The organism is Denitraticella aggregata (assembly GCF_048158365.1).
Taxonomy (GTDB): Bacteria; Pseudomonadota; Gammaproteobacteria; order Burkholderiales; family Rhodocyclaceae; genus Azoarcus_F.
Window position 1 is genome coordinate 562,928 of record NZ_JBLLNL010000001.1, and the last position, 17,953, is coordinate 580,880.

Annotated in this window: 17 protein-coding genes; 3 read left to right on the forward strand and 14 right to left on the reverse strand. The window is 64.8% G+C overall.

Annotated features, from left to right (window positions below; translation table 11 throughout):
- The first annotated feature begins 4 nt into the window (after nucleotides 1-4).
- Both pdxA and rsmA read left to right on the forward strand, forming a co-directional pair.
- On the forward strand, nucleotides 5-1,108 hold the full coding sequence (gene pdxA / locus ACKVEX_RS02705) for a 4-hydroxythreonine-4-phosphate dehydrogenase PdxA (RefSeq protein WP_473214135.1): 1,104 nt from the start codon (nucleotides 5-7) through the stop codon (nucleotides 1,106-1,108).
- The gene (gene rsmA / locus ACKVEX_RS02710) at nucleotides 1,105-1,881 is read left to right on the forward strand and encodes a 16S rRNA (adenine(1518)-N(6)/adenine(1519)-N(6))-dimethyltransferase RsmA (protein WP_473214136.1); all 777 of its coding nucleotides are present in this window, start codon (nucleotides 1,105-1,107) and stop codon (nucleotides 1,879-1,881) included. Before pdxA ends, rsmA begins: the two co-directional genes overlap by 4 nt.
- A gap of 57 nt (nucleotides 1,882-1,938) precedes the next feature.
- Here rsmA and ACKVEX_RS02715 read toward each other — a convergent pair whose 3' ends face one another.
- The 8 genes from ACKVEX_RS02715 to ACKVEX_RS02750 all read right to left on the reverse strand — a co-directional run bounded on the left by ACKVEX_RS02715 (nucleotide 1,939) and on the right by ACKVEX_RS02750 (nucleotide 10,701).
- Nucleotides 1,939-2,130, reverse strand: coding sequence for a YgaP family membrane protein (locus ACKVEX_RS02715; RefSeq protein ID WP_473214137.1), 192 nt, complete (start codon nucleotides 2,128-2,130; stop codon nucleotides 1,939-1,941).
- Nucleotides 2,131-2,220: 90 nt separating this feature from the next.
- Nucleotides 2,221-2,985, reverse strand: a complete 765-nt coding sequence (gene xth, locus ACKVEX_RS02720; RefSeq protein WP_473214138.1) for an exodeoxyribonuclease III — start codon at nucleotides 2,983-2,985, stop codon at nucleotides 2,221-2,223.
- Between the two features lie 74 nt (nucleotides 2,986-3,059).
- Nucleotides 3,060-3,677 carry a LysR substrate-binding domain-containing protein gene (locus ACKVEX_RS02725; RefSeq protein WP_473214139.1) on the reverse strand — a complete coding sequence of 206 codons (618 nt, stop codon included), beginning with the start codon at nucleotides 3,675-3,677 and terminating at the stop codon, nucleotides 3,060-3,062.
- A 258-nt stretch (nucleotides 3,678-3,935) separates the two neighbouring features.
- A complete protein-coding gene (locus ACKVEX_RS02730; protein WP_473214140.1) occupies nucleotides 3,936-5,993 on the reverse strand; it encodes a M3 family metallopeptidase in 2,058 nt (685 codons plus the stop codon).
- A 210-nt stretch (nucleotides 5,994-6,203) separates the two neighbouring features.
- Nucleotides 6,204-6,977 (reverse strand): DUF2189 domain-containing protein, encoded by a 774-nt coding sequence (locus ACKVEX_RS02735; protein WP_473214141.1) that lies wholly within the window; start codon nucleotides 6,975-6,977, stop codon nucleotides 6,204-6,206.
- A 118-nt stretch (nucleotides 6,978-7,095) separates the two neighbouring features.
- Nucleotides 7,096-8,355 carry an MFS transporter gene (locus ACKVEX_RS02740; RefSeq protein ID WP_473214142.1) on the reverse strand — a complete coding sequence of 420 codons (1,260 nt, stop codon included), beginning with the start codon at nucleotides 8,353-8,355 and terminating at the stop codon, nucleotides 7,096-7,098.
- Nucleotides 8,356-8,434: 79 nt separating this feature from the next.
- A complete protein-coding gene (locus ACKVEX_RS02745) occupies nucleotides 8,435-9,358 on the reverse strand; it encodes a phosphoribosylaminoimidazolesuccinocarboxamide synthase (RefSeq protein WP_473214143.1) in 924 nt (307 codons plus the stop codon).
- A gap of 50 nt (nucleotides 9,359-9,408) precedes the next feature.
- Nucleotides 9,409-10,701, reverse strand: coding sequence for a DUF3422 family protein (locus tag ACKVEX_RS02750; protein ID WP_473214144.1), 1,293 nt, complete (start codon nucleotides 10,699-10,701; stop codon nucleotides 9,409-9,411).
- Nucleotides 10,702-10,897: 196 nt separating this feature from the next.
- On the opposite strand from ACKVEX_RS02750, the gene ACKVEX_RS02755 reads away from it, so the two are divergent.
- The gene (locus tag ACKVEX_RS02755) at nucleotides 10,898-11,590 is read left to right on the forward strand and encodes a sulfotransferase family 2 domain-containing protein (protein ID WP_473214145.1); all 693 of its coding nucleotides are present in this window, start codon (nucleotides 10,898-10,900) and stop codon (nucleotides 11,588-11,590) included.
- 61 nt (nucleotides 11,591-11,651) lie between these two features.
- Here the strand turns inward: ACKVEX_RS02755 and ACKVEX_RS02760 are convergent, their stop codons facing one another.
- From ACKVEX_RS02760 to arsS, 6 genes are all read right to left on the reverse strand, one after another.
- Nucleotides 11,652-12,413, reverse strand: coding sequence for a tetratricopeptide repeat protein (locus ACKVEX_RS02760; RefSeq protein WP_473214146.1), 762 nt, complete (start codon nucleotides 12,411-12,413; stop codon nucleotides 11,652-11,654).
- 186 nt (nucleotides 12,414-12,599) lie between these two features.
- Complete coding sequence (locus ACKVEX_RS02765; RefSeq protein WP_473214147.1) at nucleotides 12,600-13,250, reverse strand: YiaD family glycine zipper/OmpA-like lipoprotein; 651 nt, start codon at nucleotides 13,248-13,250, stop codon at nucleotides 12,600-12,602.
- A gap of 133 nt (nucleotides 13,251-13,383) precedes the next feature.
- Nucleotides 13,384-14,058 carry a TIGR04282 family arsenosugar biosynthesis glycosyltransferase gene (locus ACKVEX_RS02770; protein ID WP_473214148.1) on the reverse strand — a complete coding sequence of 225 codons (675 nt, stop codon included), beginning with the start codon at nucleotides 14,056-14,058 and terminating at the stop codon, nucleotides 13,384-13,386.
- Nucleotides 14,055-14,729, reverse strand: coding sequence for a TIGR04283 family arsenosugar biosynthesis glycosyltransferase (locus ACKVEX_RS02775; protein ID WP_473214149.1), 675 nt, complete (start codon nucleotides 14,727-14,729; stop codon nucleotides 14,055-14,057). The genes ACKVEX_RS02770 and ACKVEX_RS02775 overlap by 4 nt, the downstream gene beginning before the upstream one ends.
- Nucleotides 14,726-16,900: an FAD-dependent oxidoreductase gene (locus tag ACKVEX_RS02780; RefSeq protein ID WP_473214150.1), complete on the reverse strand. Its 2,175-nt coding sequence runs from the start codon at nucleotides 16,898-16,900 to the stop codon at nucleotides 14,726-14,728. Before ACKVEX_RS02780 ends, ACKVEX_RS02775 begins: the two co-directional genes overlap by 4 nt.
- Complete coding sequence (arsS, locus tag ACKVEX_RS02785; protein ID WP_473214151.1) at nucleotides 16,897-17,850, reverse strand: arsenosugar biosynthesis radical SAM (seleno)protein ArsS; 954 nt, start codon at nucleotides 17,848-17,850, stop codon at nucleotides 16,897-16,899. The genes ACKVEX_RS02780 and arsS overlap by 4 nt, the downstream gene beginning before the upstream one ends.
- Nucleotides 17,851-17,953: the final 103 nt, after the last annotated feature.

Consider the following 17,953-nt stretch of genomic DNA (forward strand, 5'->3'; position numbering starts at 1 on the left):
ACGCTTGGAACGCGATCGTCCGGTCATCGCGATCACCAGCGGGGAACCGGCCGGCGTCGGGCCGGAGCTGTGTGCCGCCCTGGTCGAACATGATTGCGGTGCGCGCCTGGTGGTGGTCGGCGACCTCGACCTCGTGCGCGCGCGCGTGTCGCAATCGCGCCCTGCGCTGCGGGTGTGTGCGTATTCGAACCATCCGGCGCGGGGACACGCTGCAGGCGTCGATGAGTCAGGTGGCCTGCTGGAAGTCGTTCATGTTCCGCTCGCGACCGCGTCGACCGCTGGTCGAGTCGACCCGCTCAATGCGCGCTACGTGCTGGACATGCTGGATCGGGCGATCGATGGTTGCGTGTCGCACGAGTTCGTCGCGATGGTCACCGCACCCGTCCATAAGGCGGTCATCAACGACGCGGGGATTGCGTTCAGCGGTCACACCGAGTATCTCGCCGCACGAACCGGCACGTCGCGGGTGGTGATGATGCTGGTGGGGGGTGGCATGCGGGTCGCGCTGGCGACGACGCATCTGCCGCTTGCGGCCGTTCCTGCGGCGCTGACACCCGACATGCTGGTCGACACGCTTCGCATCCTGCATCGCGATCTGACCCGACGCTTCGGGCTGACCGACCCGACGATCTTGGTCTCGGGCCTGAATCCGCATGCCGGAGAAGGCGGGCACATGGGGCGCGAGGAGATCGACGTGATCGTGCCGGTGCTTGAGCGCCTGCGCGCCGAAGGCATGAGGCTGATTGGCCCGTTGCCGGCCGATACGCTGTTCGTGCCGCACACGCTCGAGCAAGGCGACGCGGTGCTCGCGATGTATCACGATCAGGGTCTGCCGGTACTGAAACATGCGAGTTTCGGGGGCGGCGTGAACGTCACGCTGGGCCTCCCGATCATACGGACTTCGGTCGATCATGGCACCGCGCTGGATCTGGCGGGAAGCGGGCGTGCCGACCCGGGTAGCCTGATCGCGGCGGTGGATCTGGCCGTCGCGATGATGAAACACGCGGCAGACGACGCGGAGCAGGTCGTGCCCGCCGCCGATCTCCCGAGCGCGATGCGGCACGGCAACGGCGTGTTTCCCGACCCCGAAGCGGGTGGTGCGCGTTGAGCGGCCATCGCGCGCGCAAGCGTTTCGGTCAGAATTTTCTGACCGATCCGAACATCATCCGCAAGATCGTCGACGCGATCCGTCCGGCCGAGGGCGACACCATGGTCGAGATCGGTCCGGGGCTGGGGGCCTTGACCGAACCCCTGCTCGCGCGCCTCGGGCATCTCGATGTGGTCGAGATCGATCGGGACCTGATCGCGCGGCTGAGCACCCGGTTTCCCGCCGAGCGCCTGACGATCCACGAAGGCGATGCGCTGAAGTTCGACTTCGGCGCGTTGGGTGCGCCGCTCCGGGTGGTCGGCAATCTGCCGTACAACATCTCCACGCCGCTGCTGTTCCATCTCGCCGCCTTCGCCGAACGGGTCAGCGACATGACCTTCATGCTACAGAAGGAGGTCGTGATGCGCATGGTGGCCGAACCGGACACTGCCGACTACGGCCGCCTGTCGGTGATGCTGCAATACCGATTCCGCATGGGCAGGCTGTTCGATGTGCCGCCCGGGGCCTTTCACCCGGCGCCAAAGGTCACGTCCAGTATCGTGCGCCTGCTGCCCTTGCCGCTGGAAGCCCTGGGTGCGGCAGACTACGGAATATTCCAGCGGGTCGTCGCGGCAGCGTTCGGTCAGCGTCGCAAGACGCTACGCAACACCTTGCGTGACCATCTGGACGCGAGCGGATTCGAGGCGCTGAACATCGACCCGGGCCTGCGCGGCGAGCGGCTCGGCGTGGCCGATTATGTTCGAATCGCCAACTACGTTGCAGCGCGTATGTGATGCGGCAATGCCGGGGCCGGCACCTGCCCCGGCCCGCATCGGTCATTCAGTCGCGCGTCACTTCTTCGTCGAGCATGTGTTCGCACCGATCAGCGTGTAGGCCGGGCACCAGCCCAGCAGACCCGTGGCCAGCGGCACGATCCCGATGAAGGTCCAGGGCGCACCGATGCCCATGATGCCCAATGCGATCAGCACTATGCCGGCGACGATGCGGATGATCTTGTCGATGGAACCTACGTTCGTTTTCATGAAGCGCTCCTGAGAAACAATATTGATTAATTCTAATATATTGTTCGGTCAGTGTGTTCGGTTTTTGTGCCGACAGGATGATATTTTGCCTCAGGGCAGCGCGAACTCGGCGACGACCGGCGCGTGATCGGATGGACGCTCGAGTTTGCGCGGCGCTTTGTCGATGGCGCAAGCGGTGCAGACCGATCGCAACGCGTCACTGATCAGGATGTGATCGATGCGCAGGCCGAAGTTCCGCCGAAAGGCCCCCATGCGGTAGTCCCACCACGAAAAACTCGGCTCCGGCTGCTCGAACAGGCGAAATGCGTCGATCAGGCCGAGCCCGGTGAGCGCGACGAAGGCGGCCCGCTCGGGCGGCGAGACGAGGATCTCGTCTTTCCAGTCCGGATGGGCATCCCGTGCCTCCGGCGCGATGTTGAAGTCGCCGGTCAGCACCAGCCGCGAATGGGTGCGCATCTCGTCGCGCACCCATTCGGTCAGCGCGGCCAGCCAGGCGAGCTTGTATTCGAACTTGTCCGAAGCCACCGCCTGACCGTTCGGAAAATAGCCGCAGATCACACGCACACCGGCTATGGTCGCCGCGATGACCCGCCGCTGCGGGTCCTCGAAACCCGGGATGTCGCGCACCACGTCGGCGGGTTCGACCGGACTCAGGATCGCCACGCCGTTGTACGTCTTCTGGCCACTGAAGGCTGCACGGTAGCCGACCGCTTCGAACTCGGCGACCGGGAAGACCTTGTCCTCGAGTTTGAGCTCCTGCAGGCACAGCGCGTCCGGGCTATGCTCGGCCAGCCAGTCGAGCACCTGCGGCAGGCGAACCTTGAGTGAATTGACGTTCCAGGTGGCGATCTTCATGTATGCGCGTGGATTCCGAAGGGTGTTCCCAATGATACGGATTTTTGGCACCGCTTCATGCAGAAACGGTGATTTCAGCGGTCGAGGTTCTCCAGCAGGTACGCCATGAAGGCGTGCGCTGTGGGCGACAATTCGCGGTCGGCGGGATAGGCCGCATGCCAGTGACGCCGGATCGGGAAATGCTCGACATCCAGAATTGCGAACTGGCCGGGCGGATGCAGCGCAAGGGCCTGGCTGGACAGGGCCGAAACACCGAGGCCGGCGAGGACCGCCTGCTTGATCGCTTCGTTAGAGCCCTGTTCCAGGCGTGGGCGGATGACGAGATCATGCTGGTCGAATAGACGCTCGATCGCCTTGCGGGTGCCGGAACCGGCCTCGCGCATCAGCCAGGGCTCTTCGGCGAGCCTTGTCAGCGCTATGTTCTCGAGCCGCGCGAGGGGGTGTTCAGGTGCCGCGATGACGAGCAGCGGATTGTCCATGAACGGTGTGGAGGTGACGTCGATGTCTTCCGGAGGCTGACCGAGGATGTAGATGTCGTCCAGGTTGTCCGCGATGCTGGCGAGTACCTGTTCGCGGTTCGTGACCCGAAGGGACACCTCGATGCCCGGGTATCGGCGGCTGAACTCACCTAGGAGGCGGGGTGCTAAATACGATGCCGTGGTGATTGCGACCAGGCGAAGCCCGCCGGACATCGACGAGCGCGATCCGCAGACGCTGCGCCAGGACGCCCGCAAGGCGGTGGAGGGCCTGCACGCCCAGGGTGTGCTGCTACTGCCTGACCCTCGATCCCACGGCCGACCCCTATGTGTCGCGCATCTTCGGGCCCAACCGCTAAACCATCGTGGTCAGGGTAGAAAGCCTGCCCGACCGGCTGCCGTCCCTGTTCGCATCGCTGACCCGCTGCGGCGCCACCCCGGCAGGCGTCCTTGGCTGAAAGGGGAGGGTAACGATCAGGCTGCGACCATGCCGCTGTGACGCAGCAGGGCGTCGACCTTCGGTTCCCGCCCGCGGAAGGCCTTGAACGACTCCATCGCCGGGCGGCTGCCGCCGACTGCCAGGATCTCGCGCCAGAAGCGCTCTCCGGTGACCGGATCGAGCAGCGTGCCCTTGCCTGCACCGGCTTCCTCGAAGGCTTCGAAGGCGTCCGCCGACAGCACCTCGGCCCACTTGTAGCTGTAGTAGCCGGCCGCATAACCGCCGGCGAAGATGTGCGAGAAACTGTGCGGGAAGCGGTGCCAGGTGGGCGGGGTCAGCACCGCGACCTCGCGCCGGACCTCATCGAGCAGCGCCAGCACGCGTTCGACCGGAACCGGACCGTCGGACGCGTCGACCTCGCTGTGCAGGCGCAGGTCGAACATCGAGAACTCGAGCTGGCGCACCGTCTGCATGCCGCTCTGGAAGTTCTTGGCAGCGATCATCTTGTCGAACAGCGCGCGCGGCAGCGGTTCACCAGTCTCGACATGCGCGGTCATGCCCTCGAGCACATCCCACTCCCAGCAGAAATTCTCCATGAACTGACTGGGTAGCTCGACCGCGTCCCACTCGACGCCATGGATGCCGGCCAGCGCGAGTTCGTCGACCTGCGTGAGCAGGTGATGCAGACCGTGCCCGGCTTCATGGAACAGCGTCTGCACGTCGTCATGGGAGAAGGTGGCCGGCTTGCCCTCCGACGGGCCGGAGAAGTTGCACACCAGATACGCGACCGGCGTCTGCACTCCGCGCGTGGTGAGCTGCCGGCTGCGCGCCGAATCCATCCACGCGCCGCCGCGCTTGGTCTCTCGCGCATGCAGGTCCATGAAGAAATGCCCGATGGTGTCGCCATTGCGTTCTATGCGGAAGAAATGCGCGGCCGGGTCCCAGCGCGGGCCGTCCTCGGGCAGGATGTCCACGCTGTAGAGCTTTCGGATCAGGCCGAACAGGCCTTCGATGACCTTGGGCTCGGGGAAGTACTGCTTGACCTCCTGCTCCGAGAACGCATAGCGCGTCTGACGCAGCTTTTCCGACGCGTAGGCGACATCCCAGGGTTCGAGCGGATCCAGGCCGAGCTCATCCGCCGCAAACGTGCGAAGCTCCTTAAGATCGCGTTCGGCGAACGGCCTCGCCTTCGCGGTCAGCTCGCGCAAAAAGCCGAGCACCTCGTCGGCGCTCTCGGCCATCTTCGCGACCAGCGACACCTCGGCATAGTTGCGATAGCCGAGCAGCTTAGCCTCCTCGGCCCGCAGCGCCAGGATCCGGCCGATCAGTCCACCGTTGTCCAGTTCCGCCGGGCCGAACTCGGATGCGCGGGTGGCATAGGCGCGATACATTCGGGCGCGCAGGTCGCGGTTGTCCGCGTACTGCATCACCGGCAGATAGCTCGGCATCTGCAGTGAGAACTTCCAGCCCGATTTGCCGGCCTTGTCGGCCGCCGTGCGGGCGGCGGCGATCACGTCCTTGGGCAAGCCTGCCAGCAGGGCCTGGTCGGCTATCCACTCCGCATGCGCGTTGGTCGCATCGAGCAGGTTTTCGGAGAATTTCGCGGCCAGCGCAGACAGTTCTTCCTGGATTTCCTTGAAGCGGGGTTTGACTTCGTCCGCGAGTTCGGCCCCCGCGAGACGGAAGTCGCGCAGTTCATGCTCGAGGATGCGCTGGCGCACCGGGGCGAGCGTTGCGAACTCGGGTCCGTCATGCAGCGCCTTGTATTTGTCGAACAGTTTCAGGTTCTGACCGACCTCGGCATAGAAACGCGAGATCTCGGGCAGCATGTGGTTGTAGGCCTCGCGCCATTCGGGGACGTCCATGACGCTGTGGAAATGACCGACCACACCCCAGGCCCGCCCCAGACGTTCGCCGGCTTCGGTCAATGGGACGACGAAATCGTCCCAGGTCGGCGCGTCGGGTTTCTCGAGCAAGCGTTCGATCAGGCTGCGGTTCTCGGCGATCAGCTGCGTGATCGCCGGTTCGACATGTTCCGGCCGGATCGCGTCGAAACGGGGGAAGGACGAAAAATCGAGCATCGGATTGTTCATTCGGTTCTCTCAGGTTACAGGATTGGGTGCCGGAGCCCGGCGTCGCGAGGTGTCAGTGACCCCGTCGCCGCCTCGGTTCGTTGGCCTCGATTCTACGCGCCCGCGTCATTTCCCCGCGCTGTCGTCCTGATCGAGGGCGCGAAACGGCCTGCCGGCCGGAGGATCCGGTGAGATCCCCCGGCCGGGACTGACGCCGGTGCCGCAACTCTTTCAGTCGATCAGATCGCGGTAGGCATGCCAGGACGCGTGTCCCAGCAGCGGCAGCAGGATCACCATGCCGATCATCATCGTCGCGAAACCGATGCCGATCAGTGCGACGATCAGTACCGCCCACACCAGCATGGCCAGCGGGTTGGTCCCGGCGGCCCGCACGCTGGTCATCATCGCGGTGACCATATCGGTCTCACGGTCCATCAGCATCGGCACCGCCACGACCGTCGCGATGAAGACCAGCGCGGCGAACACCGCGCCGACCAGCACGTAGGCGGCGGCAAAGCCCAGATGCTCACCGGACAGGAACACCGTGCGCAGGAAACCGCTGACCTCGGTGATCTCGCCCGGGAACAGCAGCGCGAACAGCACGGCCGACACGCGCTCCCACCCCAGCATCACGATGGCCAGGAATACGCCGATCGACAGCAGGGACTCGCGGCTGTCGCGGATGCCGCGCAGCGAGGACGCGAGATCGGCCGACTGACCGGCCGCGCTGCGACGCGAGATCTCGTAAAGGCCTGCCGCGGCCAGCGGACCGATCAGGAAGAAGCCCGAGATCGAGGCGGTGATCAGATAGGGCCGCGGCGCGGCGAAACTGACGATCAGAAAGCCCAGCAGCGCAAAGAACAGCCCGTAGGCGATGCTGGCGAACGCATGTTCGCGCAGATCCTCCCATCCGAGTTTCAGCCAGTGCAGCGGGCGGGCGGTATCCACTTCGCGGATGTGCGGCAGGTTGAAATGGCGATCGAGCGGGTGGACGGTTTGTGCCATGTTGACCTCCATTGAGCAAGGCGGGAATCGGTCGGCGCCCGGCAGCGCTGTCGTTGCACTGCTGCGGGTCGCTCAAGCCCTTTGAAGCCTCGATCGGGGCCAAAGTTCGCCCGGCCGGTCAGTTCGCCTTCCACACGTTGCGGCAACCGGTCTCCCGCACGAACAGGCTCGCGAGGGTTCCGAGCACTGCCAGCGCCGCGATCACGCCTATTCCGAGCATGAAGGTCTGCTCGCCGTACTGCCGTACGCCGGCGACCATCGTGCCGTCCCAGCCCAGGTCCATCACGAAGCCGACGGCCGGCTGCATCAACGCGGCCGCCAAGAAACCACCCATGTTGGTCACGCTGGTGCTCATGCCGGACAACTGGGGCGGATTGACCTCCTTCGCGCAGGCCCAGGTCAGCGAGAAACCGGCCGTCGCGACACCCATCACGCCGAACAGCGTGTGGCTCAGCCACAGCGGCAGCGTGATCGCCGTCAGTAACACGACCCAGAAGGCGCACACGATCAGGCCGCTGCCGAACAGCACCGGCTTGCGCCGACCTAGCCGGTCGGACAGTGACCCGACCACCAGGCACCCGACCGCGAAACCGGCGAAGTACAGCGACAGATGGCCGGCTGCGGTGACCGCGTCCATGCCGTGAATCCTGCTCAGATAAGGGGTCAGCCACAGGCCGCCGAACGTGAAGAAGCTGCCGGTCAGGCCGAAATTGACGACAACCGGGGGCCAGGTGTCGCGGTTTTTCAGCACGCCGGCCAGCGCGCTCATGATCGCGGTGCGGTCGAAGCGCGGCCTGTCGGCGCCGGAGCCCGCGTCCTCGCGGATCAGCAGCCAGCTGCCTGCGGCCAGCACCAGCGAAACGCCGGCCACGCCGACGAAGACCATGCGCCATGACACGATCTCGGCCACGGCGGCGAGCGGCGTGCCGGCCAACACCGAACCCGCATTGCCGACCAGCATCGCCAGCCCGACCATCGTCGCGAAGCGCCGCTCGTCGAACCACACCGCGATCAACTTCAGCATTGCGATGAACACCACCGATACGCCCAGGCCGATCAGCGTGCGACCGATCATCGCGATCGTCAGATCCGGTGCCAGCGCGAACAGCAGACTGCCGGCCGCGGCCAGCAGGCTGCCTACCGTCAGGATGCGACGCGGACCGAGGGTGTCGACCAGCACGCCGGTCGGCACCTGCATCAGCGTGTAGATGTAGAAGTACGTGGCCGCCAGCACGCCCAGGGACGCGGCCGTGGTCTGGAAGGTCGCGGCGAGATCGGTTGCGATGCCGGCCGGCGCGAAGCGATGGAAGAACGAGAGAACGTAGGCGGCGACGACGATCGCGAGCGCGATCTTGCGGCCCGGGGCCGAGGTGCTCATGCTGTCTCCTGTCGGCGCCGCGTGTCCGCGCTGCGCCTGATTCTTGTGCGCCGGACGCATCATGTGCGTCCGGTCGGTGTCAGTCCAGCGTGCGCCCGGTGAGTTTCTCGAAGGCTTCGCGGTACTTCGCCGCGGTCTGCGCGATCACGTCGGCCGGAAGATGCGGGCCGGGCGCCTTCTTGTTCCAGGTCAGCGTTTCGAGATAATCGCGCACGAACTGCTTGTCGAAGCTGGGCGGGCTGATGTCTTCACTATAGTGCTCGGCCGGCCAGAAGCGGGACGAATCCGGGGTCAGGGCCTCGTCGATCAGGTGCAGCTTGCCAGCCCGGTCGACGCCGAACTCGAACTTGGTGTCGGCGATGATGATGCCGCGCTGCGATGCGTAGTCCGCTGCCTCGGTGTACAGCGCGAGTGCGGCGTCGCGCGCCTGCGCCGCCAGCGCGGCGCCGTCGGCGCCACTGCCGGCCAGGGCCTCGGCGCAGCGGCCGCGGGCCTGCTCAAACGAGATGTTCTCGTCGTGATCGCCGACATCGGCCTTGCTCGCCGGCGTGAAGATCGGCTGCGGCAGCTTCGCCGCCTGCTTCAGCCCGGGCGGCAGCGCGATGCCGCAGATCGTCCCGCTCGCCTGGTAGTCCTTCCAGCCCGAACCGATTACGTAGCCACGCACCACAGCCTCGATCGGCAGGGGTTTCAGGCGCTTGACCACCAGCGCCCGGTCGCGCACCTGGTCGCGTTCGTCCGGCGCGACCACGCTTTCCGGATCGATGCCGGTGAGCTGGTTCGGGATGACATGATGCAGGCGCTCGAACCAGAACAGCGCCATCGCGGTCAGCACACGCCCCTTGTCCGGAATCGGGTCGGGCAGCACGACGTCGAAGGCCGACAGGCGGTCGCTGGTGACGATCAGCAGTCGGTCGTCATCGACGGCGTAGATGTCCCGGACCTTGCCGCGCGCGAGCAGGGGCAGGCTGGAAATCGAGGATTCGAACAGGGTCTTGGTCACGGTGATGACTTCCGGAGGGCGGGAGTGGGGATCCAGGCAGGGATTATAGGTCACTCCATGCCTGCTTCCTCGGCGGCGAGCCTGCCGCGCATGCGTCGGAGTCCGAGAAACACCAAGCCCGCGATGATGGGTATCGCCACTGCGGTCACGATCTCCGGCGTCAGCGGCGCGATCCACGCCTTGCCACCCTTGGCGAGATAATTCACGAGTTGCGACCCGTAATAGGTGATGGCGACGATGGACAGCCCCTCGACCGTTTCCTGCAACCGCAACTGCAGCTTGGCACGCCGGTTCATCTGCTCGAGCAGGGCCTGGTTCTGGCGTTCGAGCTCGATATCCACTCGGGTGCGCAACAATTGTGAGTTTCGCGCGATCCGGCCCGAGAGTTCCTCCTGGCGGCGTGCGATGGTCTCGCAGGTCGCCATCGCCGGTGCGAGACGTCGCTCCATGAACTCCCGGATCGTCGGAAAACCGGGTATCCGGCTCTCGCGTAGTTCATCGATGCGCTGTCTCGCCAGGCGGTAGTATGCGGCTCCGGCGCCGAAGCGATACGTGGTTTTCGCGACCGAGCGTTCGACTTCGGCCGCAAGACGGGTCAGACGTCCGAGCACCATGCGCTCGTCCTCGGAACTGTCGGCTGTGCCCATGCAGTCCATCAGGTCGGCCAGTTCGTCCTCGGCAGAGGAGACCAGCCGGCCGACCGACTTGGCCACCGGAAAGGCGAGCAAGGCCATTATCCGGTAGGTCTCGAGCTCGAGCAGGCGCTGGACCATGCGCCCCGCCTGGCGCGGGGTGAAGGATTCATCGACGAGCAGGTAGCGTGAAAAGCCGTCGTGGATGTGAAAATCGGTGAACACCCAGCCTGCACCATCGGCGACCTTGGCCGCGATCTGGGTCTGTCCGTGCGGCGACAACTGGCTCATGATCGCGTCCGGCGAAACCTGCGACACCGGGCGCAGTTCGACATGGGTCGCCACCATCAGCTGGCCAGGAATGTCCTTCCGCCAGAGTGCGGGCACGACCTGCAGCGCATACTCGTCCATTGTCTCGACGCCATCGATGTGTCGAAAGAAGGCATAACTGGAGAATTCGTTGTGACGCTCCCACTTCAGCCTGAAATCCCCTGCATCAATGAATACATGGCCCGATTCGGTATCGGGTACCGGCAGGCCGAGCTGCAGCGCGAGTTGCATCAGGTGCGACGCTTCCCGTTCCGCGCTGCCGTGCGCATGCACGAAAGCGAGATAGGTGACGAACTCCGGCGCCTTCAGCGGAACCGGCGGCCGTGCGTGCACCTCGTCGTTCAGACTGCGGCGCAGTGGATGTTCCTCGAACAGCGACATGGGCGGGACCGTAGATGGTGGGGGCAATGCCGGGGTTGGGAAGGGCGATGCATGTGCGAAAGACGAGCCTATAATAAACCGGTCAATCGATCTTGATGCCTTCGCCGGCGGCGGTGCCGGCTTTTGTCCGTTCTCGATGAAAGTACCCTCTGAAGTGACGCCCGACTGGTTGCGCCGATTTGCCAAGGATTGGCGCATGCGCCGACATCGTTGCGATTTGTGGGTGCTCGAGGACCTCGGTCTGGGCTATCTTCCGGTGCCCAAGGTAGCATCGAGTTCGATTCGCAACAGCTTCGTGGACAGGATGACACCGGTTCTGCTTGGACGGCCCGACGTGTCGCGGAGAGCGGTCAAGGAACGCGTCGAGGCGCGCATCCGGCTGTCGCTCGACATCACCGGTGTCAAGGAGCGTCGAAAGACGCTGTTCGTGTTCACCTTCGTTCGAAATCCGCTGACGCGTTTACATTCCTGCTACCGGGACAAGGTGGTGAATGCGGCCGAACGGCGCGAGAAGTGCACGCTGTCGCCGTATGGCATTCAGTTCGGCATGAGCTTCGACGAGTTCGCCATGCGTATCGCGGAGATCCCGGATGCAAGGGCGGATCAGCATTTTCGCTCGCAGCACAGCTTCGTGGCGTCCGGCGGCGCGCTTCTCGTCGACTACGTGGGCAAGATCGAGCAGTTCGAGGAAGACTGGCTGCCGCTCAAAGTCCGTTTCGGTCTGCCGCCTCCCGCGCGCAGCCGGCGAGTTTCCGGCGAACCGCTCGCGGTGCCCGACCTGCCGCTGAGCAGGGCTGCGGCAGAGCAGGCAGTCCGGCGTTATGCAGAAGACATCGAAATCTTCGGTTACGAGCGCGAGATCGAGGCGGTGCTGGCGCTTCTGAAGTGATCGTCTGTCGAGGGCCCGAGCGATCGTGGGCAGGGACGCACGCAGCAGACCGAGTAGGCCACTACCGAGGTGGAAGACTCTGACCGGCGATTTCGCTCGTCTTGATGCCGTCGTCTGGCGAGAACGGTTCCAGCGAAAGCCGCTGTGCCTGGCGCAGATTCCCGGGCGACATACTGCGCGCCAGTGTCTCCCGCTCGCGTGCGGCTTCGAGGTGATGCGACGCCGCAGCACGGTTCATCCACACATAGCCATTGATCGGATCCTTGTCGACGCCGACGCCATCGCGGTAGAAGCGACCGAGCTCGAGCATGCCTTCCGGGTCTTCCGCATGGGCCGCACGCAGAATCCATTCCACGGCGATGTCGTAGTTCTGCAACGCACCGACCCCGGTACGGTACATGCGGCCGAGCTGTATCATCGCAGCGGCGTGTCCGTTCTCGGCGGCCTTGTGGAGCCAGACCAGCGCCACCGGCGCCTTCTGGCCATCGAGCGCGGCTTCCAGCAGCAGCTTCTTGCCGACCCTGAACTGCGCTTCGGCGTTGCCGTCCTCGGCCGCCTGAAGCGTTTCGGCGTTCAGGATCGCGTAGGCGTCGACGACTTTCGGGCTGCGTTCACGATCCGAGTCGGGCCGGATCGTGAACGTCACGATCATCGCCAACAACAACAACGCAAATGCGGCGGCACCGCCCATCGCGATCATTACGCCGGCGGAGCGTCCCGGCGCGGGTGCCAGAAAACGGTGCGAGCAGCCGACGCACCGGAACGGTCGAAGCCCGAGATTGGAATGCTTTTCGGTGTGCGACTCCCATTTTGATTCGCGCACCAGGGTCGCCTGGCATCTGGGACAGCACAGTTTTTTTGACGGGACCATGCTGCTTGACTTCCCAAGTCAATCACTTGAACCCGTATGTTACAACCTGCTCGGCGATTCCCGGTCAGATTGCGTGAATTCGTTCGATACGTCCGTCCAAAGTGGCAGCGGACGGACGTGTCGACGCGGTTCTGCGGTCTACTGCTGCAGCGGGATGATCAGCATCTCGACCCTGCGGTTCTGGGCCCGCCCGGCAGCGGTCGAATTGTCAGCGATCGGACGGGTCAGACCGAAGCCGTAGGCCTCGATGCGGCTCGGCGCGACACCGCTCTGCATCAGATAGCTGCGTACGCTCAGCGCCCGATTCTCGGACAGGGTCTGGTTATAAGCGGCCGATCCGACCGAGTCGGTATGACCTTCTATCCTGAGTATCGTGTCCGGATACTGATTGACGCTCATCGCGACCTGATCCAGGACCGGGCGGAACTGCGGTTTGACGTCAGCGCGGTTGGTATCGAAGGTGATGTTCTCAGGCGCCTGGAGTCGAATCGTGTCGCCCTCGCGCTGGACCTCGACACCGGTGCCGGCCATCTGGCGGCGAAGTTCGGCCTCCTGCTGGTCCATCTGGCGGCCTACCAGGCCGCCTACGGTCGCGCCGACCGCAGCCCCGATCAATGCGCCCTTGCCCCTGTCGCTGGAACCCGAGACTGCCGTGCCGAGCAGGGCGCCCCCGATCGCACCTATGGTCGCGCCGGAAGCGGTCTTCGCGCGCTCGCCCTGATAGGGGTTGGTGGCGCAGCCGACCAGCGTCATCACGCATGCGGCGGTTATCAATATGCCTTTTCTCATTTTCGTGACTCCCAAGGGTTTATGGTTGTAGCAGTATCCCGATTGTGAGTCCTTGGACTGCATTCATCGGTATCGGGTTCTTCTGCAATTGTAAGCACGCATGCCGGCGTCTGTGCGGGATTTTTTGGACGGGCTATCCGATCGACCTGGCCCTCCGTTGCGTTCCGGCCGGGGCGAAGTCCTGTAGCGACCGATCGAGATCCCGGTCCATGCTTGAAATCCAGCACAAGTCCGCGGGCGTGTCGATGTCATGCAGGCGTTCACCGATCATCAGCGACCATCCGAGGTCGCGAGTGCGTCCAATGGTCGTTTCGGCGACCGTGTCGGTGCTCCATGCGATCGCATCGAAGACGCTGTCGTCGAACCGGCTCAGCCCGAGCAGCGCATAGCCGCCATCCACGGTCGGGTGAATCAGCGCGTCATGGGCCGTCAGCGCGTCGCGTGCCGCAATGAGCAGTCCGGGCGACAGTTCCACGCAGTCCGTGCCGATCAGAATGACCTTTTCACCTGCTTCGATCGCGCGTCGGCTGGCCCGTGCCATGCGTTCGCCGAGGTCTCCCGGGCCTTGGTCGCTGCACAGCACATCGTCCGGGATGAGACCTCGCCAGGCGGGATCGCCGGCGTCGGGCGTCACGCACAGTTCGACCGGGCCTACGCCGGCGGTAACGACAGCGGTCATCGTGCGCCGCAACATGAGGGCTGCCAATGAAGCTGCGCCCTCCGCGCCCAGCGCCGGAATCAACCGCGTCTTCGCGTGTCCCGGCCACGGTGCCTTGGCGAACACGATGATGCGGACCGCTTTCGTCATCTATACAGCCTCGCGAGCACTTCGGGCGCCACTCCGCGCCAGTAGGCCCAGCGCAGCCGCCACATCAGCGCGATCGTGCGCCATACGCCGCGGGTTTCCCAGCGCCGCCCGGACGTGACCACCTTGTTGCGAAGGCAGGCAGGTCGGGACAGCCGCCTCAGCCGCGCCGACAGTTCGATGTCCTCCATCAGTGCCTGGTCGGGGAATCCGCCGACCGCGTCGAAGGCTTCGCGGGTCACGAAGATCGCCTGATCGCCGGTGGCGATGCCGGTCAGGCGGGAGCGCAGATTCATCATCGTCGCGACGACCGCAAGCATTCCGGAACGTCCGGCGATGCGCACATCGAACCGCCCCCAGACGTGACGTCCGTCGGCCAGTGCGTCGACGACGAGGCGATCCGCGTCGGGTGGGAGCCGCGTGTCGGCGTGCATGAAGAGCAGCACGTCGGCGTCGCATCGCGCGGCGCCGGCGGTCATCTGGCGCGCGCGTCCGCGCGGACTCGTCAGCGGTTCCAGCCCGGCCGAGCGTGCTATCGAAACCGTGTCATCGTCGCTGCCGCCATCGACGATGATCAACTCCACGCCGCGCCGGCGCAGGGGGGCCAGTTCCTCGAGACGGGCCGGCAGCGCGTACGCCTCGTCGAGTACCGGCATCACGATCCCGACCGTCACGTGCCGACCTGTCCGGGGCGTCCCAGTCGCCACGCATGAAAGCGCGCCAGCCACGCCAGCACGCGCTGAGGCGCATGGGCACGCTTCCACTCGCCGGCCGCGTATTTGTTGGCTTCGGACAGCGTGGGATAGGTGTGGATGGTGCCAAGGATCTTGTTCAGCCCGAGGCCGTGCTTCATCGCCAGCACGTATTCGGCAAGCAGGTCGCCCGCATGCTCGCCGACGATGGTCACGCCGAGGATCTTGTCCTTGCCGGGCACCGTCAGCACCTTGACGAAGCCGTAGTCGGTGCTGTCGGCGATCGCCCGGTCCAGGTCGTCGATGCCGTAGCGGGTCACCTCGTACGCGACGCCCTTGTCCCGAGCCTCCTGCTCGTTCAGTCCGACCCGTGCGACCTCGGGGTCGATGAAGGTGGCCCACGGAATCACCGAATAATCGACCCGATACTTGCGAAAATCACCGAACAAGGCATTGACTGCGGCGTACCAGGCCATGTGCGCGGCGGTGTGGGTGAACTGGTATGGACCGGCCACGTCGCCTGCGGCGAAGATGTTCGGATACAGGGTCTCGAGATACTCGTTCGTCACCACGGTGCGTTCGGTGGGGATGCCGAGGGCCTCCAGGCCATACCCGGTCAATCTGGCGCTGCGCCCGATCGCGAACAGCAGTTCGTCGAATTCGATGCTGCGCTCCCCCTCATCCGCGTGCCTGATCACCACGCGCTTGCGTTCGCCGGAGCGCTCGCAGCGCAACACGTCATGGTTCGTCAGCACCTCCACGCCCGAGGCTTCGAGCGCCTTTTGTGCAAGCGCCGACACTTCTGCATCTTCGCGCGGCATGATGCGTGGGCCGCGCTGCACCAGGGTCACGCCGACCCCTAGTCGGGCCAGGGCCTGTGCCAGTTCGCAGCCGATCGGTCCCCCGCCGATCACCACCATGCGTGCGGGCTGCTCATCCCGTTGCGCCAGCGCGTCCCACATCGTGTCGCTCGTCAGAAAACCGACGTCTTCGAGGCCGGGCAGTTCAGTCACGACCGGTTGCGCCCCGGCCGCGATGACGATGTTCCGGGTCGTGAGCCGGCGCGTGCCGCCGTCGTTCAGCGCGATCTGCACCGTCCATGGGTCGACGATGGTCGCGTAGCCCTGCAGTACCTCGACGCCCAGTTCGGTGTAGCGCTCGACGCTGTCGTGAGGCGCGATTGCCCGGATCTTGTCATGCACACGCGCCATGACCTTGCGGAAGCTGAAGGCGGGCGTGCCGGGCTCGAGCCCGTAGCGGTCGGCATGCGTGATCTGATGCGCCAGCTTTGCACTGCGGATCAATGCTTTGCTCGGCACGCAACCGTAGTTCAGGCAGTCGCCTCCCATCTTGTGGGCTTCGACCAGCGTGACCTGGGCCTTGACCGCTGCACTGATATATGCGGTGACCAGACCGGCCGCGCCGGCGCCGATCACGACGATGTTGCGATCGAAGGAGGCAGGACGCGTCCAGCGCTGGTAGACCCGGCGCTTGCGCACGATATCGACGATCCGCTTGGCGATCAGCGGGAACAGGCCGAGCAGCGCGAAGGACACGATCAATGTCGGTGACAGGATGCCGGACAGACTGTCGATCGCGGCGAGCTGTGTGCCGGCATTCACGAACACGATCGTGCCAGCGAGCATGCCGAGCTGGCTCACCAGATAGAAGGTCACCGTGCGGATCGGCGTGAGCCCCATCAGCAGGTTGATCAGGAAAAACGGGAAAATCGGAACCAGGCGCAGTGTGAACAGGTAGAACGCGCCGTCACGTTCGATGCCCCGGTTGATCGCCGCGAGCTTGTCGCCGAAACGTGACTGCACCGCATCGCGCAGCAGGTATCGCGAAACCAGAAAGGCCAGCGTGGCACCGATGGTCGAAGCGAACGATACCAGGACGAGGCCGGTGGTCAGGCCGAACAGCGCGCCGGCGGCGAGCGTCATGATGGTCGCGCCCGGCAGCGACAGCGCCGTGACCACGACATAGAGCCCGAAGAACAGCAGCGCGATCGTCCAGGGTGATGCGGCACGCAGCGCTTCGAAGTCGGCCTGACCCTGCTTCAATGCGTCTAGCGTCAGAAAACGTCCGAGGTCGAACGCGAAGAAGCCGATCACCGCGAGCGCGATCGCGCCGAGCAGCAGCCAGCGCTTCACAGCGCACCCCCGCAACTGCTGCCCTGGCCGGCCGTGCAGCCATAGCAATGGTCCGCCACGCGGATCGACTGGTTGGCCAGGTCGTGCTCGAACAGGTCGCGCAGATGCGGACGGCCCCGACCCGGCAGCGCGAGCCCGAGCTGCTGGTTGAAGTCGCAGTCGTACAGATAGCCCTGCCAGTCGGCGCTGACCAGGCTGCGGCACATGACGCCGTCCAGGTTGCCAGCGGCATAGTTCTCCTTCAGCAGGCGCATGTAGGCGTTGAACTGGCCTTTGGAGATCAGCGTGCTGCCGAAGCGCTGGATCGGCATGTTGGTGATCGTGAACAATTGATTGAAGACGATTCCGAAGTGCTCGAACAACTCGCGCTTGTACGCGGCTTGCAACGTATTCTGAGCGGGCGGCAAAGTCGGCCCGATCGGGTTGTAGACCAGATTCAGCACCCGTCCGCTGCCCTCCCGGCCATACCCGAGGGCGTTCAGCCGCTGCAGCGCCGCGATACTCTTGTCGAACACGCCGTCGCCGCGTTGCTTGTCGACATTGGCGGCCGAATAGCAGGGCAGCGATGCGACAACCTCGGCCTGATGATGGGCCAGAAAATCCGCGAGATCGTGCTGACCGGGTTCGAACAGGATGGTCAGGTTGCAGCGGTCGATCACGCGCACACCGAGCGCGCGCGCCGCCCGTACGAGTTGACGGAAACCTTCGTGCAGTTCGGGTGCACCGCCGGTCAGGTCCAGCGTGCCGATGCCGCGCTTTTCGAGGATCCCGGGAATCAGCGCCATCGTGTCACTGTCCATCATCTCGGTGCGATTGGGGCCTGCGTTCACATGGCAATGAAGGCAGGTCTGATTGCACCGGTAGCCCAGATTGACCTGCAGGGTGTCAAGCGTCTTGCGGCGAATCGGCGGGAATTCGGTGGCTTGCAGCAGGGGTAGCGTTGCATGCATGTTTTTATCCGTTGGTTTGAGTGCGTGTGGTTGTCATGTGTTGTCGCCTGGGCGAATGCATTCCTTACACGCTTGTCTGCGATCTCTGGTCGTGCATTCGAGT